General features: G+C 71.7%; 18 protein-coding genes. 12 read left to right on the plus strand and 6 right to left on the minus strand.

The genetic code is table 11. The annotated features are described in order from the left end of the window. The first annotated feature begins 162 nt into the window (after positions 1-162). The 5 genes from ACZ7FF_RS02510 (at position 163) to ACZ7FF_RS02530 (ending at position 7409) form a co-directional block, all read left to right on the plus strand. Complete coding sequence (locus ACZ7FF_RS02510) at positions 163-1524, plus strand: glutamine synthetase family protein (protein WP_470808804.1); 1362 nt, start codon at positions 163-165, stop codon at positions 1522-1524. A gap of 230 nt (positions 1525-1754) precedes the next feature. Then, complete coding sequence (locus ACZ7FF_RS02515; RefSeq protein WP_470809572.1) at positions 1755-2567, plus strand: class I SAM-dependent methyltransferase; 813 nt, start codon at positions 1755-1757, stop codon at positions 2565-2567. 320 nt (positions 2568-2887) lie between these two features. Then, the gene (locus tag ACZ7FF_RS02520; RefSeq protein ID WP_470808805.1) at positions 2888-3715 is read left to right on the plus strand and encodes an FAD binding domain-containing protein; all 828 of its coding nucleotides are present in this window, start codon (positions 2888-2890) and stop codon (positions 3713-3715) included. Further along, positions 3712-6438 (plus strand): molybdopterin-dependent oxidoreductase, encoded by a 2727-nt coding sequence (locus ACZ7FF_RS02525; protein WP_470808806.1) that lies wholly within the window; start codon positions 3712-3714, stop codon positions 6436-6438. The genes ACZ7FF_RS02520 and ACZ7FF_RS02525 overlap by 4 nt, the downstream gene beginning before the upstream one ends. Next, positions 6435-7409, plus strand: coding sequence for an antibiotic biosynthesis monooxygenase (locus ACZ7FF_RS02530; RefSeq protein WP_470808808.1), 975 nt, complete (start codon positions 6435-6437; stop codon positions 7407-7409). The genes ACZ7FF_RS02525 and ACZ7FF_RS02530 overlap by 4 nt, the downstream gene beginning before the upstream one ends. Before the next feature lie 19 nt (positions 7410-7428). On the opposite strand, the gene ACZ7FF_RS02535 is transcribed toward ACZ7FF_RS02530, so the two are convergent. From ACZ7FF_RS02535 to ACZ7FF_RS02545, 3 genes are read right to left on the minus strand one after another with little or no spacing between them, the layout of a single operon-like run. After that, positions 7429-8448 carry a TolB family protein gene (locus ACZ7FF_RS02535; protein WP_470808809.1) on the minus strand — a complete coding sequence of 340 codons (1020 nt, stop codon included), beginning with the start codon at positions 8446-8448 and terminating at the stop codon, positions 7429-7431. Then, positions 8445-9713 (minus strand): MFS transporter, encoded by a 1269-nt coding sequence (locus ACZ7FF_RS02540; RefSeq protein ID WP_470808811.1) that lies wholly within the window; start codon positions 9711-9713, stop codon positions 8445-8447. The genes ACZ7FF_RS02535 and ACZ7FF_RS02540 overlap by 4 nt, the downstream gene beginning before the upstream one ends. 1 nt (position 9714) lies before the next feature. Further along, positions 9715-10602, minus strand: a complete 888-nt coding sequence (locus ACZ7FF_RS02545) for an alkaline phosphatase family protein (protein WP_470808812.1) — start codon at positions 10600-10602, stop codon at positions 9715-9717. 131 nt (positions 10603-10733) lie between these two features. Between ACZ7FF_RS02545 and ACZ7FF_RS02550 the strand changes: the two genes are divergently transcribed. Both ACZ7FF_RS02550 and ACZ7FF_RS02555 read left to right on the plus strand, forming a co-directional pair. After that, positions 10734-11690 (plus strand): DUF72 domain-containing protein, encoded by a 957-nt coding sequence (locus tag ACZ7FF_RS02550; RefSeq protein WP_470808814.1) that lies wholly within the window; start codon positions 10734-10736, stop codon positions 11688-11690. Between the two features lie 38 nt (positions 11691-11728). Further along, positions 11729-14725, plus strand: coding sequence for a bifunctional [glutamine synthetase] adenylyltransferase/[glutamine synthetase]-adenylyl-L-tyrosine phosphorylase (locus ACZ7FF_RS02555; protein WP_470808816.1), 2997 nt, complete (start codon positions 11729-11731; stop codon positions 14723-14725). Here ACZ7FF_RS02555 and ACZ7FF_RS02560 read toward each other — a convergent pair. Continuing rightward, on the minus strand, positions 14707-15603 hold the full coding sequence (locus tag ACZ7FF_RS02560) for a phosphatase PAP2 family protein (protein ID WP_470808818.1): 897 nt from the start codon (positions 15601-15603) through the stop codon (positions 14707-14709). The two genes, ACZ7FF_RS02555 and ACZ7FF_RS02560, sit on opposite strands and share 19 nt — an antisense overlap. Positions 15604-15721: 118 nt before the next feature. After that, a complete protein-coding gene (locus tag ACZ7FF_RS02565) occupies positions 15722-16765 on the minus strand; it encodes a LacI family DNA-binding transcriptional regulator (RefSeq protein ID WP_470808820.1) in 1044 nt (347 codons plus the stop codon). Positions 16766-17147: 382 nt separating this feature from the next. On the opposite strand from ACZ7FF_RS02565, the gene ACZ7FF_RS02570 reads away from it, so the two are divergent. The 5 genes from ACZ7FF_RS02570 (at position 17148) to ACZ7FF_RS02590 (ending at position 23823) form a co-directional block, all read left to right on the plus strand. Then, the gene (locus ACZ7FF_RS02570; protein WP_470808822.1) at positions 17148-18422 is read left to right on the plus strand and encodes an extracellular solute-binding protein; all 1275 of its coding nucleotides are present in this window, start codon (positions 17148-17150) and stop codon (positions 18420-18422) included. Between the two features lie 100 nt (positions 18423-18522). Then, positions 18523-19527 (plus strand): carbohydrate ABC transporter permease, encoded by a 1005-nt coding sequence (locus ACZ7FF_RS02575; protein WP_470808824.1) that lies wholly within the window; start codon positions 18523-18525, stop codon positions 19525-19527. 19 nt (positions 19528-19546) lie between these two features. Beyond that, the gene (locus ACZ7FF_RS02580) at positions 19547-20452 is read left to right on the plus strand and encodes a sugar ABC transporter permease (protein ID WP_470808825.1); all 906 of its coding nucleotides are present in this window, start codon (positions 19547-19549) and stop codon (positions 20450-20452) included. Between the two features lie 163 nt (positions 20453-20615). Beyond that, positions 20616-22313 carry a glycoside hydrolase family 13 protein gene (locus ACZ7FF_RS02585; protein ID WP_470808827.1) on the plus strand — a complete coding sequence of 566 codons (1698 nt, stop codon included), beginning with the start codon at positions 20616-20618 and terminating at the stop codon, positions 22311-22313. Positions 22314-22449: 136 nt separating this feature from the next. After that, positions 22450-23823: an alpha-amylase gene (locus ACZ7FF_RS02590; RefSeq protein WP_470808829.1), complete on the plus strand. Its 1374-nt coding sequence runs from the start codon at positions 22450-22452 to the stop codon at positions 23821-23823. Positions 23824-23830: 7 nt separating this feature from the next. Here ACZ7FF_RS02590 and ACZ7FF_RS02595 read toward each other — a convergent pair whose 3' ends face one another. After that, positions 23831-24136: a carbohydrate-binding module family 20 domain-containing protein gene (locus tag ACZ7FF_RS02595; RefSeq protein ID WP_470808830.1), complete on the minus strand. Its 306-nt coding sequence runs from the start codon at positions 24134-24136 to the stop codon at positions 23831-23833. Positions 24137-24288: the final 152 nt, after the last annotated feature.

Here is a 24288-nt window from a genome sequence, read left to right on the forward strand (position 1 = left end):
CAGTACACCTGCCGTACGAGAGGCGTTCAGGCCGAGGACGCTCGGGCGATCAAGGTCCGCAACGCGCACGAAATGCTGTTGTGGTGGGATGCTCAGGTGCCCGACCGCCTCCTGCGGGACCCGGGACAGGCGGCCTGACCAGCAAGGATGGGGAAGCGGAAGATGGACAAGCAGCAGGAGTTCGTGCTCCGGACCTTGGAGGAGCGCGACATCCGGTTCGTACGCCTGTGGTTCACGGACGTGCTGGGCTTCCTCAAGTCCGTCGCCGTGGCCCCCGCCGAGCTGGAGCAGGCCTTCGACGAGGGCATCGGCTTCGACGGCTCCGCCATCGAGGGCTTCGCCCGCGTCTACGAGTCCGACATGATCGCCAAGCCGGACCCCTCCACCTTCCAGGTGCTGCCCTGGCGCGCCGAGACCCCCGGCACGGCCCGCATGTTCTGCGACATCCTCATGCCCGACGGCTCCCCGTCCTTCGCCGACCCGCGCTACGTCCTCAAGCGCGCCCTCGCCCGCACCTCCGACCTGGGCTTCACCTTCTACACCCACCCGGAGATCGAGTTCTTCCTGCTGAAGGACCGCCCGCTCGACGGCACCCGCCCCATCCCGGCCGACAACTCGGGCTACTTCGACCACACCCCGACCAACGTCGGCATGGACTTCCGCCGCCAGGCGATCACCATGCTGGAGTCGATGGGCATCTCGGTCGAGTTCTCCCACCACGAGGGCGCGCCGGGCCAGCAGGAGATCGACCTGCGCTATGCCGACGCGCTCTCCACGGCCGACAACATCATGACGTTCCGCCTGGTCATGAAGCAGGTCGCGCTGGAGCAGGGCGTGCACGCGACCTTCATGCCGAAGCCCTTCTCCGAGCACCCCGGCTCCGGCATGCACACCCACCTCTCCCTCTTCGAGGGCGACCGCAACGCCTTCTACGAGTCGGGCGCCGAGTACCAGCTGTCCAAGGTGGGCCGCTCCTTCATCGCGGGCCTGCTCAAGCACGCGGCCGAGATCTCCGCGGTCACCAACCAGTGGGTGAACTCCTACAAGCGCATCTGGGGCGGCTCCGAGCGCACGGCCGGTGCCGGCGGCGAGGCTCCCTCCTACATCTGCTGGGGCCACAACAACCGCTCGGCCCTGGTCCGCGTGCCGATGTACAAGCCCGGCAAGACGGGCTCCGCGCGCGTGGAGGTCCGCTCCCTGGACTCGGGCGCCAACCCGTACCTGGCCTACGCCCTGCTCCTCGCGGCCGGCCTCAAGGGCATCGAGGAGGGCTACGAGCTCCCGCCGGGCGCCGAGGACGACGTCTGGGCCCTCTCCAACGCCGAGCGCCGCGCGATGGGCATCGAGCCCCTGCCCCAGAACCTCGGCGAGGCCCTGACCCTCATGGAGTCCAGCGACCTCGTCGCCGAAACCCTCGGCGAACACGTCTTCGACTTCTTCCTGCGCAACAAGAAGTCGGAGTGGGAGGAGTACCGCTCCGAGGTCACCGCGTTCGAGCTGCGCAAGAACCTGCCGGTGCTGTAGGGGCAGGTCGGGGCCGGTTTCCGGCGAAACGATCCCTTGGGGCCGACGGTCGCGGACCGCCGGCCCCGAGGCGTCTCACGACCCCTGGGGTGGTCCCGGGGCCGCCCACGCCGCTTTCCGTGGGTAGCGAGTCCGGTTCATCGTCTCGTTCCACCGGTCGGCCCCTCTTGGAACCGATCATCTAGGCTGGCGCGGTGACTGATGAGCAGGAGCGGGTGCGGCCATCGGGTGTGTGGGCCACGGCGGTGGGCGTGGCCAGGGTGCGGGCGCTGGAGACCGAGCGGGAGAACGCGCTGTTCCGCGACCCCCTGGCACAGGCCTTCGCCGCCGCCGGCGGCCTGTGGCCCTCTTCGCCGCCGCCCGGTGACGAGGCCGCGCGACGCCGTCGGGCGGCCGTGTCGTTCTCCATCGTCATCAGGACGAAGTTCCTCGACGACCTGTTGCGGCAGGCCTCCGCGTCCGGGGTCCGGCAGGTCGTCCTGCTCGGCGCCGGCATGGACAGCCGGGCCTTCCGGATGGACTGGCCCGAGGGCACCCGGCTGTTCGAGGTCGACACCGCCGCGCCACTGGACTTCAAGGCCTCGGTGCTGCGCCGGGAGCGGGCCGTCGCACGCTGCGAGCGGATCACCGTCGCGGCCGATCTGCGGGAGGACTGGCCGGGCGCGCTGGCCGCCGCGGGGCACGACCCGGCGGCGCCGACCGTGTGGATCGCCGAGGGACTGCTGATCTACCTGCCCGAGGACGCGGTGGAACTGCTGCTGGCGCGGATCGGCGCGCAGTCGGCGGCGGGCAGCCGGATGGGGCTGACGCTGGGCTCGCGCGGCGTGATCGAGCGTTTCGGCGCGGACGCCGTGCCGGGATCGGCGGCGTCCATGTGGGTGTCGGAGACGCCCGACGACCCGGTGGGCTGGCTGGCCGGGCACGGCTGGGAGGCCGAGAGCCACACCCTGCGCGAACGCGCCGCCGCCTACGGCCGCCCGATCAGCACTCCGCCGCAGCGCGAGGAGCGGCCGGGCGGACTGATCTCGGCGGTCCGCCGGTAGGACGGCTCCCGGTTCCCCGGATGATCGACCGGGTGGATCGCGCGGTTCGGGACGTGCCGGACCGTCAGCCGGCCCCGCACCCCCCCACAGGCCCCGCCCCACGCGGTCGAGGGGCGCCGTCGTTCGCCGGGCCGTCGCCGGTGTGCTGGGTTACGCTGGGCGAAAGTGCCGTGCCGCTCCCGGAGGAGGCGGCCGGGGTACTGCTGGAGTCCGGCGGCCGAGCGTGCCGTGTACGCCGGGCCGGACGTCCGGGTCATCGACTCGAAGCGCGCCACGGGACGGTCGTCCTCCCGGGCCGGTTCTCCCACAGGTCGGTTCTCATGGACCTCAACACCATCACCGAAGTGGTACGGCGACCGTCCGAGCGGCCGGGCACGGACTGGCACGAGGGCGACGCCTGGCTCGCGGGCGGAACCTGGCTCTACTCCGTCGAGCAGCCGGAGCTGCGCCGGCTGGTCGACCTGACGGCGTTGCGCTGGGAGCCCCTGGTCCTGAGTGACGACGGCCTGGAGATCGGCGCCACCTGCACCGTCCGCGAGCTGTACGCCCGCGGCTGGCCTGCGGACTGGACCGCCGGCATCCTCTTCCGCGCGAGCTGCGAGGCGTTCCTGTCCTCGTTCAAGGTCTGGAACGCGGCGACCGTCGGCGGCAACATCTGCATGTCCCTGCCCGCCGGTCCGATGATCACGCTGACGGTGGCGCTGGAGGCACGGTACGAACTGTGGGCCCCCGACGGTTCCGTACGCGTCGTCGACGCCCTCGACTTCGTCACGGGCGACCACCGGAGCATCCTCGCGCCGGGGGAGATCCTGCGGCGCGTCACCGTACCGGCGCACGCGCTGCGCAAGCGCACCGCGCACCGGCGCTTCACCCTCACCCGCCTCGGCCGTTCCACGGTGTTCCTCATCGGCACCCAACGGCTGGGCACGAACGATCTGTTGCTCACCGTCACCGCCGGCACCACTCGGCCCGTCCGCATCGCCTTCGACGCCATGCCCGACGCCGGGACCCTGCGGGAGAGCGTCGACGCCGTGCCGGCCGACGTCTGGTTCGCCGATCCCAACGGGACCCCCGACCACCGACACCATCTGACCCGGCACTTCGCCGAAGAGATCCGCCGCGAACTCCTGGCTGGTGACCTGGTATGAGCTACACCGTCAACGGTCGCGGATCCGACCGGGAACCGGCCCCCGGCCAGTGCCTGCGCACCTTCCTGCGCGAACTCGGCCACTTCGGCGTCAAGAAGGGGTGCGACGCTGGCGACTGCGGCGCCTGCACGGTGTGGCTCGACGGCGAACCGGTGCACAGCTGCATCACCCCCGCCTTCCGCGCGGACGGCCGTGAGGTCACCACCATCGAGGGCCTCGGCCGGCCCGGCGCCCCGCATCCCCTGCAGCGGCGGTTCGAGGACGCCCCGGGGTTCCAGTGCGGCTTCTGCACGGCCGGGATGATCATGACGTCGGCGACCTTCACCGAGGAGCAGAAGGCGGACCTGCCCCGGGCGCTGAAGGGCAACCTGTGCCGCTGCACCGGCTACCGGGCGATCGAGGACGCCGTGAAGGGCGTCGGCGCGGTGGAGACGGCCGCGCCGGGCCGGGCCGTCGGGACGAGCGTCGGCGCGCCCGCGGGCCACGACGTGGTCACCGGTCACGCCGAGTTCACGATGGACACCCACGTGGAGGGCCTGCTGCACCTGAAGGTGCTGCACTCGCCCCACGCGCACGCCCGGATCGTCTCCGTCGACAAGCGGGCCGCGCTCGCCGTGCCCGGCGTCCACCGGGTCTACACCTGGCAGGACGCACCCCGCAGGCACTTCAACACCGCCATCCACACCGACCACCTGGTCGACCCGGACGACACCCTCGTCCTCGACGACACGGTCCGTTTCGCAGGCCAGCGCGTCGCGGCCGTGCTCGCGGACACGATCGGGGCGGCGGAGGAGGGCTGCCGGCGGCTCGTCGTCGAGTACGACGTGCTGCCGGCAGTGTTCGACCCCGAGCAGGCGATGGCCGAGGGAGCGCCGCAACTGCACGGCTCGGACGACCCGTTCGTCCGCGACCCCGTCCACAACATCCTGCTGGAGCTCCACTCGCACATCGGCGACGTCGACGCGGGATTCGCCGCGGCCGACGTGATCCACGAGGGCACGTACTTCTCGCCCCGGGTGCAGCACGGGCACCTGGAGACCCACGGCTCGATCGCCTGGCTTCAGGACGGCCGGCTGAACGTCCGCACCAGCTCGCAGTCCCCGTCGATCGCCAAGACCAAACTGGAGTACCTGTTCTCGCTGCGCCCGGACCAGGTGCGGGTGTTCTGCAAGCGCGTCGGCGGCGGATTCGGCGGCAAGCAGGAGGTGATCGCGGAGGACCTGGTCGCGCTCGCCACCCTGGACACCGGGCGGCCCACCTGCCTCGAGTACACCCGCGAGGAGGAGTTCACCACCGCCTCCCCGCGCCATCCGATGACCCTCACGGTCAGGCTCGGCGCGAAGGCGGACGGCACGCTCACCGCGCTCCAGGTGCGCAACGTGTCCAACACCGGCGCCTACGGCAACCACGGCGGCGAGACGGTGTACGCGGGCGGCGCCGCCGTCATGATGTACCGCTGCCCCAACAAGAGGTACGACGCGTACTCCGTCTACACCAACACCGTGCCGAGCGGGGCACTGCGCGGGTACGGGATGACACAGCCCGCGTTTGCCGTGGAGTCGGCGATGGACGAACTGGCGCGCGCCCTGCACCTCGACCCGCTCGAACTGCGCCGGCGCAACATCGTGCGCCCCGGTGAGCCGCTGGTCGGCCTGGACGACGGCCCCGACGACGTGATCTTCACCGAGGACGGGCTCGCGAAGTGCATCGACCTGGTGGGCGAGGCCCTGGCCCGTACGGCCGGGCAGCCGCCCCCGGGCCCCGAGTGGCTGGTCGGAGCGGGCGTCGCCGGCTCCCTGCACGAGACCGCGCCCCCGACCGAGCACCTCTCCGAGGCCTGGGTCACGCTGGGCGACGACCTCGTCTACGAGCTGGCCGTCGGGACGGTCGAGTTCGGGGAGGGCACCTCCACGGCCCATGTCCAGATCGCGGCCGACCAGCTGGGCACCACGCCGTCGCGGATCCGGCTGGTGCAGTCCGACACCGACCGCACCGGCTTCGACACCGGCGCCTTCGCCAGCGCGGGCCTCTTCGTGGCGGGCAACGCCGTGCTGCGCGCCGCGGGCGCGGTGCGCGACCGCGTCCTGGAGTTCGCCGCGGCGCACACGGGCGTCCATGTCGTGCTGTGCTCCATGGACGACGACGGTGTGGTCTGCGGGGACCGGCGGGTGTCGCTGGCCGAGCTGGTCGCGTCGGCCCGGGCGCGCGGCATCAGGTTCACGGCCGCGCGCAAGGCGTACGGCTCGCCCCGCAGCGTCACCTCCAACACCCACGGTTTCCGGGTCGCCGTCCACCGGGTGACGGGTGAGATCCGGATCCTGTACAGCGTGCAGGCGGCCGACGCCGGGGTGGTCATCAACCCCGCGCAGGTCCGTGGACAGGTGGAGGGCGGGGTCGCCCAGGGGATCGGCTTCGCGCTGACGGAGAACCACCACGTCGACGGGAACGGCGTGATGACCAACCCCAACTTCCGCAACTACCGCATGCCCACCTACGCGGACGTCCCCCGCACCGAGGTCCTCCTGGTCGGCTCGTCGGACTCGGTGGGGCCCGTGCGGGCGAAGGGCATGGCGGAGTGCTGCATCAACCCGGTGGCCCCCGCGCTCGCCAACGCCGTCCACGACGCGACGGGCGTCCGCTACCGCGCCCTGCCGCTGACCCCGGAGCGCGTCTACGCCCGGCTCCAGGCGCGGCAGTCCGTACCGGCGGGCCGGGCGCCATGACCACCGGAGGGAACCTGGCCGCCGCGGCCACGGCCATCATCGGCCAGAAGGTCCTGCCCGGGACGGAGAAGGACTTCGAGTCGTGGCAGGGGGACCTCAACGTCGCGGCCTCCTCCTACCCCGGTTTCCTCGGCGCCGAGGTCTCCCCGCCCACGGCCCTGCAGCCCGACTGGGTCGTCGTCTACCGGTTCGACTCGGTGGCGCACCTGCAGGCGTGGATCAACAGCGCCACCCGTCAGACGTATCTCGACGCCGGCGCCAGGTACTTCGACGGCCCCGCGACCCAGCAGGTGGTCAGCAGCGGCACCCAGGCGCTGGATCCGCTGGTGACCGTGGTGGTCACCCACCGCGTCCACCCGAACCAGGTCGACGACTTCCTCGACTGGCAGCACCGGATGGTCGAGGAGGAGAGCAAGTTCGAGGGGTACCGCGGGACCGAGCTGTTCCGCCCCGTCGAGGGCCTCCAGGAGGAGTGGACGACGCTCTACCGCTACGACTCCGCCGAGCACCTGGACGCCTGGCTGACGTCGCCGCAGCGGCGGGAGGTCCTGGCCGCGGGCGAGAAGTTCGACGACTTCGGACTGCGCACGATCGACAACTCGTTCGGCAGCTGGTTCGCCTTCGAGGGCAACGGCAGGCAGGCACCGCCGCCGCCCTCCGAGACCAGGACGTCCCTCGCCGTCTGGGTCGGCCTGTACCCGACCGTCGTCCTGCTGACGCTCGCCCTGCTCCCGCTCGGACTGCCGCTGTGGATCGGCCTGCTCGTGGGCAACCTGCTGTCCAGCTTCATCATGAGCTTCCTGACGATGCCCTACTACGTGAACCCGCTGCTCGGGAGGTGGCTGCGCCCGCCGCCCGACGAACCGGCGGTGCGGACCAACGTCCGGGGCCTGGGCATCGTCGCGGTGCTGATGGCCTTCTGGGCCCTCGTCTTCTACCTCGTCACGGTCCGCTTCTGGACCCTGCCCTGACCCGGGGCCGCCGCGGCGGTCAGCCGGGGAACGCCGGGGACACCGCGGCGGACGCGATCCTGCGCGGCGCGCCCGAGCCGTCGGCGGGCACCGTGTACAGGTCGGCGCCGTAGTCGCCCGGCAGGGCGTAGACCAGCGTGCGGCCGTCGCGCCAGACCACCTGGTCGTCCACGCTGCGCCGCTCGGCGAGCGGGGTCTCCCGCATGGTCCGCAGATCCAGCACGTACAGCCGCCAGGGGGCGTCCTTGGAGAGCCCCTCGACCCGCTTCTTGTAGGCGATCCGCGTGCCGTCGGGGGAGAGGGACGGGCACTCGACGTTCCGGTGCAGGGTGGTCACCGTACGGGCGCGCAGGTCGCCGCGGACCAGATAGGTCCGTCCCCCGGTCGCCAGGGTGGCGTAGAAGGTGCGGTCGTCCGCCGCGAACGTCACGCCCCAGAAGTTGACGTCCGAGGCCCGGTACGGCCGTCCGTCCCTGACGATGCGGAACGCCTCCAGCGACGGGACCAGCGCCCCGGTGCGCGTGTCCACGATCGCCGTGCGCGTGGAGAAGTCCGTCCCGGCGTACGAGTCACCGCCCACGAACGCCGTCCAGGCGGCGAAGTGCCCGCTGGGGGAGACCCGGGCGCGGGAGGGGATGCCCGGCACGTCGTAGTGGGCCCTCGTCCGCAGGCGCGCGTCCAGGATCAGCGCGCGGTAGGTGTCGGAGACGGGGCCGTGCACGGCCTGGAGACACACGCCCGTGCCCGAAGCGGCGTAGAAACGCAGGCACTTCACGCCGGAGGCGGTCCGCGGGCCCGAGGGGGCGTCCGACGGGACGGACGTCAGCTCGTCGCGGTGCGGGCCCCACGCCATGTTGCGGAACACCATGCGCCCGTGGTCGCGCAGCGTCACCGTCCCCGGCGTCACCTTCGGGCCGCCCGCCTGCGTGTGGTCGCGCCGGTCGGCCCGCGCCGAGGCGTGCAGCACGGACGCCAGCCCGACCGCCGCCAGCACGGCGACGGCGGACAGCAGGATCAGGATGCGGGTGCGCACGGTCATGCGGTCACCGGGCCTTTCGGGCGCAGGGTGGAGGAGAAGAGCGCGCACGCGGCCAGCGCCACCGCCGCGCCCGTCAGCGCCGCCCGGTCGCCCCACACCGTCCAGGCCGCGCCGAACAGCAGCGAGCAGGCGAACCGGGCCAGCGCCTGCCCGGTCTGCACCAGGGCCAGTCCCGAGGATCGCAGCGCCTCCGGCACCCCGTCCGAGGCGGCCGCCATCAGCACGCCGTCGGTCGCCGCGTAGAAGGCGCCGTGCAGCGCGAGGACGACGTACGGCAGGCCCGAGCCGTGCCAGGAGGTGAGCAGCAGTCCGTAGGCGGCCAGCAGGGCGCCGTGCCCGGCGAGGAAGACCGCCCACCTGCCCACGCGGTCCGCGAGCCGGCCCAGCGGCACGGCCAGCAGCAGGAACGCGCTCGCCGTGCCCAGCGGCAGCAGCGCGAACCAGCGGTCCGGGACGCCGAGCCGGCGCTGCAGCAGCAGGTAGACGAAGGAGTCGCTGACCGTGGCGAGGCCCAGCAGCAGCGCGCACACCGTGATGCGCCGCAGATCGCGGCCGCGCAGCAGCGCAGCGGCGTTGCGCAGTCCGGGCCGCTCGGCCGGGACCGCGGCACCCCCGCCGCGCCTGCCGCCCGGTACGAACAGCACCAGCACCAGCACACCGAGGACGGCCACGCAGAAGCTGACCGTGAACACCGCGTCGTAACCGTCCACGGTGGCCCGCAGGATCAGGAACGCGACGAGCGGCCCGAGCAGGGCGCCGGCCGTGTCCATCGCCCGGTGCACCCCGAAGGCCCGGCCCCGGGACTCGGCCGTGCCGGACAGGGAGATCAGCGCGTCCCGCGGGGCGGTCCGCAGCCCCTTGCCGGTGCGGTCGGCGGCCAGGACGAGCCCGATCGGGGTGAGCGAGTGGGCCACCAGGAGCAGCGGCTTGCACAGGGCCGAGATGCCGTAGCCCACCCCGGCGACCCACTTGTGCCGGCCGCCGCCCCGGTCGGCCAGGTGCCCGCCGACGAGCCGGACGAGCGCCGAGAACCCGTTGTAGATGCCGTCGAGCAGGCCGAAGCCCAGCGGGGACAGGCCGAGGCCCGTCACCAGGTACAGCGGCAGCACCGCCGTGACCATCTCGGACGACACGTCGGTGACCAGGCTGACCGTCCCGAGCGCGAGCACGGTCGGGGCGAGCGCGGCACGGCGCCGCCCGGCCTGGGGCCGGACGGCACCGTCCGCGGACGCCGGCTTGGCGGCGCGGCTGTCCGCTACGTACACGTCAGGACGCCCAGATGCCGGTGATGTCCTGGGCGGAGGCCGCGTTGCCCGCGTGCGTGGTCACGCCCTGGCCGTCCTCCAGGGTGCGCAGCAGGTCGTAGTGGTCGTACGTGGTGGAGGAGCTGGACCCCGGGGTGACGGGCTGCCCGTAGAGCACGGTCGGGATCCGGTTGCCGCTCAGCCTGTTGTCCTCGTCGAAGGTGACGACGAGCAGGCTGTTGTGCGTCTTGGCCCAGGTCGCGTACGCGCCCAGGTTGTTCTTCAGCCAGGTGTCACCGGTGGACACCGAGCAGTCGTGCATGTCGCTGCACAGGTTGGGCGTCACGAACGACACCTGCGGCAGTGTGGAGTAGTCGGTCGGGAACTGCGCGAACGTCTTGGCGCTCGACGTCGGCACATTGCTGAAGCCGAACCAGGGGTTGTGCTTCTGGGCGTACTTGCCGCTGCTGCACGTGGTGGAGCCCTGGCTGGGCAGCGACTCGTTGTAGCTGGCCCAGGTGCGGCCGGCCGCGATCACCTCGGACGCCAGGTTGGGGGCCGAGGAGAAGCCGGGCGTGACGCAGCTGTCGTCCGTCACGCCCTGGGTGGAACCGGAGAAGAGGGCGTAGTAGTTCGGCTGGCTCGGGTGGGTCTCGGCGTACGACTGGGTCAGGTTGGCGCCGCCGGACTTGAGCGAGTTGATGTACGGGGCGCTGGAGGAGCCGATGACCTGGCTGTACGCGTGGTTCTCGAGGACCACGACGACCACGTGGTCCGGGCTGGGCACGGCGCTCGCCGCATGTGCGGACTCGCCACCGAGCCCGGCCCACAGCCCGGCCGCGGCCGCGGTGAGAGCCGCTGCTGACGCCACCACGGTACGGGCACGGCGGTACACGGAACTGCCGGACACATCAACCTCCGAGTGGGGGTGGAACGGGGCTGGCGGTGCGGACAGAGCATGCACACGCCAACATTCCCACGGCCCACGGAAGCCAACCCCTCGCATGAAGAGCGGATGAACTACTGGGTACTCGCGCCCACATGGCGAACATCCTCATCGGCACCTGCGGCTGGACGGACCCGGCGCTCCTCGCCAGCGGCTGGTACCCGCCCGGCCACCGCGACACCGAGGGCCGGCTGCGCCACTACGCCTCCCGCTTCCCGCTGGTGGAGGCGGACTCCCCGTACTACGCCCTGCCGGACCCGCGCACCACGCGCCTCTGGGCCGAACGCACGCCCGACGGCTTCCGCTTCGACGTCAAGGCGCACGCCCTCCTCACCGGCCACCCCACCCGTCCCTCCGCCCTGCCCGGGGACCTGCGGGGCCGCCCCCACGACGAGGGCCTGCTGGCCGAGGTCTGGACCCGGTACGCGGCGGCCCTGGAGCCCCTGCGCCACGCGGACCGCCTCGGCACGCTCCTGTTCCAGTACCCGCCGGCGCTCGCCCCCGGCCCGGACGCGGAGGCCTTCGTGCGCGCGGCCCGCGAACGCGCCCGAGACTGGCCCTTCGCGGTGGAGTTCCGCCATCCGGACTGGTGGCGCGGCGGGCGCACCACCGCGTTCCTCAGGGACCTGGACGCCACCGCGGTGGCGGTGGACACCGCCCGGGGGCTGCCGGCCTCCCTCCCGGCGGCCGTGTCCGTCACCACGCCCCGCCTCTCGGTCGTCCGCTTCCACGGCCGCAGCCCGCACTGGGGCACGGGCACCAAGGAGGACCGCTTCCGCCACCTCTACACCCGCCCGGAGCTGAGGGGGTGGCTGCCCCGCGTCCGCGCCCTGGCCGCGGCCACCGACGAACTCCACCTGCTGTTCAACAACTGCTGCGGGGACGCGGCGGTCCGGGCGGCGCAGGCGATGCGGGACCTGCTGACCACGGGGGTGCCCCACCAGACCGGCGAGGACGGCAGGGGCCGCGGCGGACCGGACCCGCGTCCCACGACCCGACACCGGGACCGCCCCGACCCCACCCCACCGGCACGGCGCGCCGCGGGCGGCTAGGCTCTGGCCAGGAACCTTGAGCCGAGGGGAGGCCGCGGATGACGCCGGGGCGCAGAAGCAGCACCTTCACGCGACTGCTCCGGCACGGCTTCACGGACGCCTCGTCCGCCGAGCGGCTCCTGGACGGCCCCGAACTCGCGCCGATAAGGGACGACCCGGTCCTGCTGGAGGCCCTCGGCGCCACCGCCGACCCGGACCTGGCGCTGCACGGCCTGGTCCGTCTCCTGGAGGCGCAGCCCGCCCCCGCCGCCCACCGCGAACTGCTGGACACCCTGATCGCGGCCAAGCCCCTGCGCGACCGGCTCCTCGGAGTCCTCGGCGCCTCCGCCGCCCTCGCCGACCACCTGGCCCGCCACGCCGGCGACTGGCAGGCCCTGGTCACCTACGAGCCGCAGGACCTCCACCCGGGCGTCGCCGAGTTCGAACGCGGCCTCGCCGGGGCCACCGACCCCGTCTCCCTGCGCGTCGCCTACCGCCGCTGCCTGCTCTCCATCGCCGCCCGCGACGTCTGCGGCACCAGGGACGTCGCCGAGACCGCCGCGGAACTCGCCGACCTCGCCACCGCCACCCTCCGCGCCGCGCTGGCCATGGCGCGGGCCAACGCCCCCGAGGACGCCGCCGCCTGCCGCCTCGCGGTGATCGGGATGGGCAAGTGCGGCGGCCACGAGCTGAACTACGTCTCCGACGTCGACGTCATCTTCGTCGCCGAGGCGGCCGAGGGCGCCGACGAGGCCAAGGCGCTGAGGTCCGCCACCGCGCTCGCCTCCCACCTGATGCGGATCTGCTCCGAGACCACCGTCGAGGGCTCCATCTGGCCGGTCGACGCCAACCTCCGCCCCGAGGGCCGCAACGGCCCCCTCGTGCGCACCCTCAGCAGCCATCTCGCCTACTACCAACGCTGGGCCAAGACCTGGGAGTTCCAGGCCCTGCTCAAGGCCCGCCCGGTGGCCGGCGACGCCGACCTCGGCCAGGCCTACATCGACGCGCTCGACCCCCTCGTGTGGAAGGCGGCCGAACGCGAGAACTTCGTGACCGACGTGCAGAAGATGCGCCGCCGGGTGGTCGAGAACATCCCCGTCGCCGAGATCGAGCGCGAGCTGAAGCTCGGCCCCGGCGGCCTGCGCGACGTGGAATTCGCCGTCCAGCTCCTGCAGTTGGTGCACGGCCGCACGGACGCCACCCTGCGCAGCGGCAGCACCCTGGGCGCCCTCCAGGCCCTGGCCGCGGGCGGCTACGTCGGCCGCGAGGACGCCGCCCGCCTCGACGAGGCGTACCGCTTCCTGCGCTCGATGGAGCACCGCATCCAGCTCTACCGGCTGCGCCGCACCCACCTCGTCCCCGAGGCGGAGCCGGACCTGCGCCGCCTCGGCCGCTCCCTGGGCCTGCGCACCGACCCCGTCGCCGGGCTGACCCGCGAGTGGAAACGGCACTCCACGGTCGTACGACGGCTGCACGAGAAACTCTTCTACCGGCCGCTGCTCGACGCGGTCGCCCAGCTGGCCCCCGGCGAGGCCCGGCTCAGCCCCGAGGCCGCCCGCGAACGCCTGGTCGCGCTCGGCTACGCCGACCCGGCGGCGGCCCTGCGCCACCTGGAGGCGCTGGCCTCCGGCGTGACCCGCAAGGCGGCCATCCAGCGCACCCTGCTGCCCGTGCTCCTCGGCTGGTTCGCGGACTCCGCCGACCCGGACGCGGGCCTGCTCAACTTCCGCAAGGTCTCCGACGCGCTCGGCAAGACCCCCTGGTACCTGCGCCTGCTGCGCGACGAGGGCGCCGCGGCCGAGAACCTGGCCCGTGTCCTGTCGGCGGGCCGCCTCGCCCCGGACCTGCTGATGCGCGCCCCCGAGGCGGTGGCCCTGCTGGGCGACGGCGGCGGCGGCCTCGCCCCGCGCGAACGCGTCCCGCTGGAGCAGGAGGTGCTGGCCGCGGTGGGCCGCGCGGAGAACGCCGAAGACGGCGTCCGGGCGGCCCGGGGGGTGCGCCGCCGCGAGCTGTTCCGCATCACCGCCGCCGACATCGTCGGCTCCTACGGCACCGAGACCAGCCCCGCCGAGGCCGACCAGGGCGCCCTGGTGGACCGGGTCGGGGCCGCGGTCTCCGACCTCACCGCGGCCACCCTCGCCGGCACCCTGCGCGCGGTCGTCCGCGACGGCTGGGGCGACACCCTGCCGACCCGGTTCGCGGTCATCGGGATGGGCCGCTTCGGCGGCCACGAACTGGGCTACGGCTCGGACGCCGACGTGCTGTTCGTGCACGAGCCGCAGGACGGCGTGGACGAGCAGGAGGCGTCCGCCGCGGCCAACAAGGTCGTCGCCGAGATGCGCCGGCTGCTCCAGCTGCCCAGCGCCGACCCGCCACTGCTCATCGACGCCGACCTGCGCCCGGAGGGCAAGTCGGGGCCGCTGGTGCGCACCCTGAAGTCGTACGAGGCGTACTACCGCCGCTGGTCCCTGGTGTGGGAGTCGCAGGCGCTGCTGCGGGCCGAGCCGGTCGCGGGCGACGAGGACCTCGCCCGCCGCTTCACCGAGCTGATCGACCCGCTGCGCTACCCGGCCCGGGGCCTGACCGAGGACTCCGTCCGCGAGATCCGGCGGCTCAAGGCGCGCATGGAGTCCGAGCGGCTGCCGCGCGGCGCCGACCCCAGGCTGCACACCAAGCTGGGCCCCGGCGGCCTGTCCGACGTCGAGTGGACGATCCAGCTACTCCAGCTCCGGCACGGCCACCAGGTGCCCGGACTGCGCACCACCCGCACCCGCCGGGCCCTGGCCGCCGCCCAGGAGGCCGGGCTGCTCGGCGCCGAGGAGGCGGCGATCCTGGACGAGGCCTGGGTGCTGGCCACCCGGGTGCGCAACGCCGTCATGCTGGTGCGCGGCAGGGCCGGGGACACCTTCCCCACCACGCCCCGCGAGCTGGCCGCCGTCGGCCGCTACCTGGGCCACGGCGCCGGCCACGCCGGGGACATGCTCGACGCGTACCGCCGTACCACCCGCAGGGCGCGCACCGTGGTGGAGGAACTGTTCTACGGCGACGGAGGCTGACGCCCGGCCGAGTACAGCCGGCGCGCGGGCGCCTCGGCCGGCTCGGGCGACCGGGCCGGCACCAGCCTGGGCAGGGTGTACGGCAGCGCGCCGTACCACACCCGGGCCGTCGTGAAGCCGAAGGCCAGGCACAGCACTCCGCCCACCGCGTCCAGCCAGAAGTGGTTGGCCGTGGCCACGATCACCACAAGGGTGGCCACCGGATACAGCAGGCCCAGCACCCGCGCCCAGGGCACCGACGCCAGCGCGTAGATCGTCAGCCCGCACCACAGCGACCAGCCGATGTGCATGGACGGCATCGCCGCGTACTGGTTGGACATGTCCTTCAGGTCGCCGGAGGCCATCGAGCCCCAGGTGTGGTGCACCATCACCGTGTCCACGAAGCGCCCGCCGAGCATCAGCCGCGGCGGGGCGAGCGGGAACAGGTAGTAGCCGAGCAGGGCCACGCCCGTCGTCGCGAACAGCACCAGCCGGGCCGCCGCGTAACGGCCGGGATGCCATCGGTACAGCCACACGAGGACACCGATCGTCATGACGAAGTGCAGTGTGGCGTAGTAGTAGTTCATGCCGATGATCAGCCAATCCACCGCATTCACGGCGTGGTTGACCGACTGTTCGACGGCGACGCCCAGATGGTTCTCGAGGCCCCAGATCCGGTCCGCGTTGCGCAGCGCCTCGCCCTTCTGCTCCGGTACGGCGTTGCGGATCAGCGAGTACGTCCAGTAACTCACCGCGATCAGAAGGACCTCGAACCACAACCGCGGCCTGCGCGGGCGCCGCAGCCTGCCGAGCGGACCCCGTCTGCGCTCGCCCGTGACCGCTCCCGGAACGGCCAGTTCCTCGCGACCTTCCGACTGTGTCACGGTCGAGTCACCCATAGGCACAGAGTCTGCCAGAAAAGGCTGCTTCGCCCGATCATCCCAAGGTCGGGTCCGTGCCGCACGTTCTACGACGTTCGGAGGAGTTCCTCCCCCGAACGCCCGTTATGGGTTGCGATCAACCGCGACCGCGGTCACCCCGGTCACCCGGCGCCGAAGCGGTCGAGCCGCGCACCACCAGCTCCGGCATGAACACGAACTCGCTGTGCGGCGCCGGCGTCCCGCCGATCTCCTCCAGCAGCGTGCGCACCGCCGCCTGCCCCATCGCCGGGACCGGCTTGCGGATCGTGGTCAGCGGCGGGTCGGTGAAGGCGATCAGCGGGGAGTCGTCGAAGCCGACGACCGACACGTCCCGGGGCACCTCCAGGCCCCGCTGCCGCGCCGCCCGTATCGCCCCCAGCGCCATCATGTCGCTGGCGCAGACCACCGCCGTGCAGTCCCGGTCGATCAGCGCCGTGGCCGCCGCCTGGCCGCCCTCCAGCGTGTACAGCGAGTGCTGGACCAGCTCCGTCCCGACGACCTCGGCGGCGAGCCCCAGCTGCTCCTGCATCGCCCGCAGGAAGCCCTCGATCTTGCGCTGTACCGGCACGAACCGCTTCGGGCCGAGGGCGAGGCCGATGCGGGTGTGGCCCAGCGACGCCAGGTGCGTCACCGCCAGCGCCATCGCGGCCCGGTCGTCGGGGGAGATGAACGGCGCCTGCACCTTCGGCGAGAAGCCGTCCACCAGCACGAACGGCACGCCCTGCGCCCGCAGCCGCTCGTAGCGCTGCATGTCGGCGGTGGTGTCGGCGTGCAGTCCGGAGACGTAGATGATCCCCGCGACACCGCGGTCCACGAGCATCTCGGTCAGCTCGTCCTCGGTCGACCCGCCCGGGGTCTGCGTGGCGAGCACCGGCGTGTAGCCCTGGCGGGTCAGCGCCTGGCCGATGACCTGGGCCAGGGCCGGGAATATCGGGTTCTCCAGCTCCGGCGTTATCAGGCCCACCAGACCCTCGCTGCGCTGCCGCAGCCGCACCGGGCGCTCGTAGCCCAGCACGTCCAGTGCGGCGAGCACGGACTGGCGGGTGGTGGCGGCGACGCCCGGCTTCCCGTTGAGGACCCGGCTGACGGTCGCTTCGCTCACCCCCGCCTGCGCAGCGATGTCCGCAAGCCGTGTGGTCACGGCACTGGACTGTACCGGTCGTCTCCCCCCTTGCACACCGGCCGGACGCCGGGCACGGGGCGTCGAACGGCTCGCCGCGGGTTGCTGCCTCATCGCGCTCCCTCGAAATCCTGGTGGCAAGAGCTTGCAGAGTCTTGCACAAGTGTCCCCGTCACCGCCCCACCGGCTCCGATATGCGGTTGCGGAGCGGTCGAGCCAGGGTCACGGGCGGGTAACCATCGTGTTCCCTTGCACTTTTTTTCTGCAAGGTCTTTCGCAACGCTTACATCGCTGTTACGTTCCGTGTCGCCCGGCGGCCGCAAAGGCGCAGTCGGCAAGACGGCGGGGACGGCGGACGGGACCGCTCCCTGCATCACACGGGCTTAACCCTCAAGGAGAACTCATGCGGCGTGGCATAGCGGCCTCCGCGCTGGTGGCGTCCCTCGCCCTCGCGGCGACGGCCTGCGGCGGCGGGAGCAGCGACAGCGGCAAGTCGGACGGCCCGGTCACCATCACCTGGTGGGACACCTCCAACGCGACCAACGAGTCGCCGACGTACAAGGCCCTGGTCCAGAAGTTCGAGGCCGCCAACAAGAACATCAAGGTCAAGTACGTCGACGTCCCCTTCGACCAGGCACAGAACAAGTTCGACACCGCCGCCGGCGCCAGCGGTGCGCCGGACGTGCTGCGCTCCGAGGTGGGCTGGACCCCTGCCTTCGCCAAGAAGGGCTACTTCCTGCCCCTGGACGGCACCGAGGCCCTCGCCGACCAGGCGAAGTTCCAGCCGAACCTGATCAAGCAGGCCCAGTACGAGGGCAAGACCTACGGCGTGCCGCTGGTCACCGACACCCTCGCACTGGTCTACAACAAGGCCCTGTTCAAGAAGGCCGGCATCACCGAGGCCCCCAAGACCTGGGACGAGCTGAAGGCCGACGCCGCCAAGATCGACAGCAAGGACAAGGTGTACGGCTACTGGGGCTCCACCCAGGCCTACTACGCCCAGAGCTTCCTCTACGGCGAGGGCACCGACACCGTCGACGCCTCCGCGAAGAAGATCACCGTCGACTCCGCCGCCGCCAAGAAGGCCTACGGCACCTGGCTGAGCACCTTCTCCGGCCAGGGCCTGCACAAGGCGGACATCACCGCCGACGCCTACGCCCACATCCAGGACGCGTTCGTCAACGGCAAGGTCGCCGCGATCATCCAGGGCCCCTGGGAGATCACGAACTTCTACAAGGGCAGCGCCTTCAAGGACAAGTCCAACCTCGGCATCGCCACCGTCCCGGCCGGCTCCGCCGGCAAGGCGGGCGCCCCGACCGGCGGCCACAACCTCTCGGTCTACGCCGGCTCCGACAAGGCCCACCAGGCCGCGGCGCTGAAGTTCGTGAAGTTCATGACCTCGGCGGCCTCCCAGGAGACCATCGCGCTGAAGAACTCCACGCTGCCGACCCGCGGCGACGCCTACACGGCGAAGGTCAAGGCCGACCCCGGCATCGCCGGCTACCAGGGCGTCCTCTCCGCCGCCCAGCCGCGCCCGGCCCTGCCCGAGTACAGCTCCCTGTGGGGTCCGCTGGACACCGAGCTGCCGAAGATCGCCGGCGGCAAGGAGTCCCTGGACCAGGGTCTGAACAACGCCGAGGTCGCCATCGCCAAGCTGGTGCCCGACTTCAGCAAGTGAGCCCGTGTGGCCGCCGGATCCTCCCTGTAGAAGAGGGGGAGCACCCGGCGGCCACCGCCTGTGCCCGGCCCAACCCTTGATCCTTTGAAGGTGTCGAACCATGACAGTCGCCATCGACCGCGCGACCGGCAAGCGCCGCGGTGACCGCGCGCCTCGGCCCGGGCTGGGGCAGCGCATCAGGCACGGCTACCAGAAGCACTGGTACGCCTACGCGATGATCGCCCCGGTGGTCGTCGTGCTGGGGACCATCGTGGGCTACCCCCTGGTGCGGGGCGTCTACCTGACCCTGACCGACGCCAACAGCCTCAACTCGGCCCGCACCATCGGCGTCAACCACATCGCGGCCACCTACAAGTTCATCGGGCTCGACAACTACAAGGACATCCTGTTCGGCCCGACGGCGTACGACCGTTTCTGGTCCCACTTCCTGTGGACCGTCGTCTGGACGGCCGCCTGTGTGTTCCTGCACTACACCATCGGTCTCGGCCTCGCGCTCATGCTCAACCAGAAGCTGCGCGGCCGCACCGTCTACCGGCTGCTCCTCGTCCTGCCCTGGGCCGTGCCGACCTTCGTCACCGTCTTCTCCTGGCGGATCATGCTCGCCGACTCCGGCGTGCTCAACCAGATCCTCCACGGCCTCCACCTGCCCCAGCCCCAGTGGCTGGAGGACACCTTCTGGCAGCGGTTCGCCGCGATCATGGTCAACACCTGGTGCGGTGTGCCGTTCATGATGCTCTCGCTGCTCGGCGGCCTGCAGTCCATCGACCCCTCCCTCTACGAGGCGGCCGAGATGGACGGCGCCAGCTCCTGGCAGCGCTTCCGGCACGTCACCCTGCCCGGGCTGCGCTCGGTCAGCTCCACCGTGGTCCTGCTCGGCATCATCTGGACGTTCAACCAGTTCGTGATCATCTTCCTGCTGTTCGGCAAGAACTCCGCCCCGGACGCGCAGATCCTCGTCACCTGGGCCTACCAGCTGGGCTTCGGCCAGCAGCCGCGCGACTTCGCCCAGTCCGCCGCGTACGGCGTGCTGCTGCTGTCGATCCTGGCCGTCTTCACCTCCTTCTACTTCCGCTGGCTGAAGCGCAATGACCAGCTCGCCGTCTGACGCCGCAGGAGCCGCCGCCATGAGCACCACGACCCTCGAAACGACGAAGCCCGAACCGGCCCCGGCCGCCCCCCGGCCGCGCCCGACGCGCCGGCGCGGCGAACGCGGCCCGCTCGGCACCGGCCTGCTGCACGGCGGCCTCGTCCTCGCGAGCCTCATCGCCCTCGCCCCGGTGGCCTGGCTGTTCTACCTGTCGCTCGGCCCGGACAAGGAGGACTACCTGCACCCGGGCGGGATCGCGGGCAAGCTCTCCTTCTCCAACTACACCTACGTGCTGGAGCACACCGGCTTCTTCGACTGGTTCAAGTCGACGATGATCGTGGCCCTCGGCACCACCGTGATCGGCGTCTTCGTCGCCGCCACCACCGGCTACGCGGTCTCCCGCATGCGCTTCCCCGGCTACAAGCAGCTGATGTGGGTCCTGCTGCTCACGCAGGCCTTCCCGATCGCCATCCTGATCGTGCCGATGTACGAGATCTTCAGCCGGCTCGGCCTCATCGACAGCTACTGGTCGCTGATCATCATCAACTGCACCACGGCCGTGCCGTACAGCGCCTGGCTGCTCAAGGGGTACTTCGACACCATCCCCTTCGAGATCGACGAGGCCGGGCGGGTCGACGGGCTGAGCCCCTTCGGCACCTTCTTCCGGCTGATCCTCCCGCTGGCCCGCCCCGGCCTGGCCGTCGCCGCCTTCTACAACTTCATCACCGCCGTGGGCGAGGTCGCCTTCGCGACCACCTTCCTGCTGGACGACTCGAAGTACACCTTCGCCGTCGGCCTGCAGACCTACGTCAGCGAGCACGACGCCGAGTGGAACTACATGGCAGCGACCGCGGTGCTGATCGCGATACCGGTGTCCGTGTTCTTCTACCTCGTGCAGAAGAACCTCGTCACCGGTCTCACCGCCGGCGGCACGAAGGGCTGACGCCCGCCCCGGAGCCCGACTCCCGCGCGCCTGTCCGCGCGGGTCGGCGGCCGCGGTGCCCATCCGACCCCGCTGACACCGCGGCCGCCTCGCACTCCCGAGGGCCGCCCCCGCCGCCGTACCCACGCCCATGACCCGAACCGAGTCACGTATCAAGGACGCCATGAGCCAGCAGCACCCTGCCGCACCGGCCCACCACTCCGCCGTCGCCACCGTCGCCACCGCCCGCCGCGACTGGTGGCGGGACGCGGTCATCTACCAGGTCTATCCGCGCAGCTTCGCCGACGGCAACGCCGACGGCATGGGCGACCTGGCGGGCGTACGCTCCCGCCTGCCGTACCTGCGCGACCTCGGCGTCGACGCGGTGTGGCTCAGCCCCTTCTACGCCTCCCCGCAGGCCGACGCCGGCTACGACGTCGCCGACTACCGCGCCGTCGACCCCATGTTCGGCACCCTGCTGGACGCCGACGCGCTCATCCGCGAGGCCCACGCCCACGGTCTGCGCATCATCGTCGACCTGGTCCCCAACCACTCCTCCGACCAGCACGAGTGGTTCAAGCGCGCCCTCGCCGAGGGCCCGGGCTCCCCGCTCCGGGACCGCTACCACTTCCGCCCCGGCAAGGGGAAGAACGGCGAACTCCCGCCCAACGACTGGGAGTCCATCTTCGGCGGCCCGGCGTGGACCAGGGCCGAGGACGGCGAGTGGTACCTGCACCTCTTCGCCCCCGAGCAGCCCGACTTCAACTGGGAGCACCCGGCCGTCGGCGACGAGTTCCGCTCCATCCTGCGCTTCTGGCTGGACATGGGCGTGGACGGCTTCCGCATCGACGTGGCCCACGGCCTGGTGAAGGCCGAGGGCCTGCCCGACCTCGGCTCCCACGACCAGCTCAAGCTGCTGGGCAACGATGTCATGCCGTTCTTCGACCAGGACGGCGTCCACGAGATCTACCGCCAGTGGCGCCGGGTCCTGGACGAGTACGCCCCCAGCCTTCGGCCGGGGGTACCCCCAGAGCGCATCTTCGTGGCCGAGGCCTGGACCCCGACCGTCGAGCGCACCGCCAACTACGTCCGCCCGGACGAGCTCCACCAGGCGTTCAACTTCCAGTACCTGTCGGCGGAGTGGGACGCGGAGGAACTGCGCGCCGTCATCGACCGCACTCTGGAGGCCATGCGCCCCGTCGGCGCCCCCGCCACCTGGGTGCTGTCCAACCACGACGTCACCCGGCACGCCACCCGCTTCGCCAACCCGCCCGGCCTCGGCACCCAGATCCGCACCGCGGGCGACCGCGAACTCGGCCTGCGCCGGGCGCGGGCGGCCACCCTCCTCATGCTCGCCCTCCCCGGCTCGGCGTACATCTACCAGGGCGAGGAGCTGGGCCTCCCGGACGTCGTCGACCTGCCCGACGCGGTGCGGCAGGACCCGGCGTACTTCCGCGGCGCCGGCCAGGACGGCTTCCGCGACGGCTGCCGGGTGCCGATCCCGTGGACCCGCGAGGGCACCTCGTACGGCTTCGGCGACGGCGGCAGCTGGCTCCCGCAGCCGGACAGCTGGGGCGAGCTGAGCGTGGAGGCGCAGACCGGCGCCCCGGACTCGACGCTGGAGCTGTACCGGTCGGCGCTGAGCGCGCGCCGCGACCGGCCCGACCTCGGCGCGGGCGAGGCGGTGGAGTGGCTGCGGGCGCCCGAGGGCGTACTGGCCTTCCGCCGCGGCGACTTCGTCTGCGTCACCAACACCACGGGCGAGTCGGTGCGCACCCCGGCGTACGGCCGGGTGCTGCTCGCCAGCGGTGAGGTGGCCGAGACCGGCGGCGAGGCGAAGGTGCCCGCCGACACCACCGTCTGGTGGACGGCCGTGGACTGACCGTCCCTCTGAAAGTTCTTGCATCAACTTCACTCCGGCCCGCTGCCATTCCGGCAGCGGGCCTTTAACATCTGCGTCACCGCAAGTTTGCTGAAACATTGCAGCAAGCGCCTTCAAAGACGAAGGAAACCCCCACATGGCACGCAGAACCCTCTCGGGGGCGCTGGCCCTGGCCGCCGCCGCCCTTGTCATGACCCCGACTGCCGCGGACGCCTCCCCACCCGGCGCCAAGGACGTCACCGCCGTACTCTTCGAGTGGAACTACGCCTCGGTGGCACACGAGTGCACCACCACCCTCGGCCCCGCCGGCTACGGCTACGTGCAGGTCTCCCCGCCCGCCGAGCACATACAGGGCCCCCAGTGGTGGACCTCGTACCAGCCGGTGTCGTACCGGATCGCCGGCCGGCTCGGCGACCGCGCCACCTTCAAGAACATGATCGACACCTGCCACGCGGCCGGGGTGAAGGTCGTCGTCGACACGGTCGTCAACCACATGTCGGCGGGCAGCGGCACCGGCACCGGCGGCTCGTCGTACACGAAGTACGACTACCCGGGCCTGTACTCGTACCCCGACTTCGACGACTGCACCTCCCCGGTCACCAACTACCAGGACCGCTGGAACGTGCAGCACTGCGAACTGGTGGGCCTGGCCGACCTGGACACCGGCGAGGAGTACGTCCGCAAGACCATCGCCGGGTACATGAACGACCTGCTCTCCCTCGGCGCCGACGGATTCCGCATCGACGCGGCCAAGCACATCCCCGCCGAGGACCTGGCGAACATCAAGTCCCGCCTGACCAACCCGTCCGTCTACTGGAAGCAGGAGGTCATCTACGGCGCCAACGAGGCCGTCCAGCCCTCCGAGTACACCGGCAACGGGGACGTCCAGGAGTTCCGCTACGCCTACGACCTCAAGCGGGTCTTCACCAACGAGAAGCTGGCCTACCTGAACAACTTCGGCGAGGGCTGGGGCTACCTCGGCAGCTCGGTGGCCGGCGTGTTCGTCGACAACCACGACACCGAGCGCAACGGCTCGACCCTGAACTACAAGGACGGCGCGAACTACACCCTGGCCAACGTCTTCATGCTCGCCTGGCCCTACGGTGCCCCCGACATCAACTCCGGCTACGAGTGGTCCGACGCGGACGCGGGCCCGCCCAACGGCGGCAAGGTCAACGCGTGCTGGCAGGACGGCTGGAAGTGCCAGCACGCCTGGCCGGAGATCAAGTCCATGGTCGCCTTCCGCAACGCGACCCGCGGCCAGTCGGTCACGAACTGGTGGGACGACGGCAACAACGCGATCGCCTTCGGGCGGGGCGCCAAGGGCTACGTGGCGATCAACCATGAGACCGGGAGCCTCACCAGGACCTACCAGACGTCCCTCCCCGCCGGGACGTACTGCGACGTCCAGAACAATTCGACGGTGACGGTGAACGCCGCCGGGCAGTTCACCGCCACCCTGGGCACCAACACGGCCCTGGCGATCTACGCGGGCAGGCCGTCCTGCTGAGCCGGCCCTACTTCCAGGTGTCGCACGTCGTGTAGCCGGACGAACCGCCCGTCGTGTACGAGCGGTTCGTCCCGGACTCCCAGGTCACGTTCCCGGAGCCGTCCTTCTTGACGTACCTGTACTCGAAGGACGTGTTCCTGGGGAGGACGGCCGGTCCGGCCCAGACCGGGTAGGACGCCGAGGAGCGCGGGACGGCGTCGGCCGGGTTCCAGGAGCCGAGGGAGGGCAGGGAGCCGACGACGTAGACGTCGGTCCCCCAGTCGGTCGTGGCGCTCTCGTGGAAGGTGACGTCGGTGGCGTCCGTGTCCGCCACGTTCCAGGAGTCGTCCAGCGGGAGCGCCGATGTGCCCGTGGACGCCGACCGGTTGGCCTTCGACTCCGCGTTGGGGCAGGGTTCAACCTCCCGTGAGCGTGGGGGAGTTGAGAAAGACACGTCAAGATTGGCGCTGAAACTTCTTGCTATGA

Source organism: Streptomyces sp. NPDC037126, assembly GCF_055605965.1.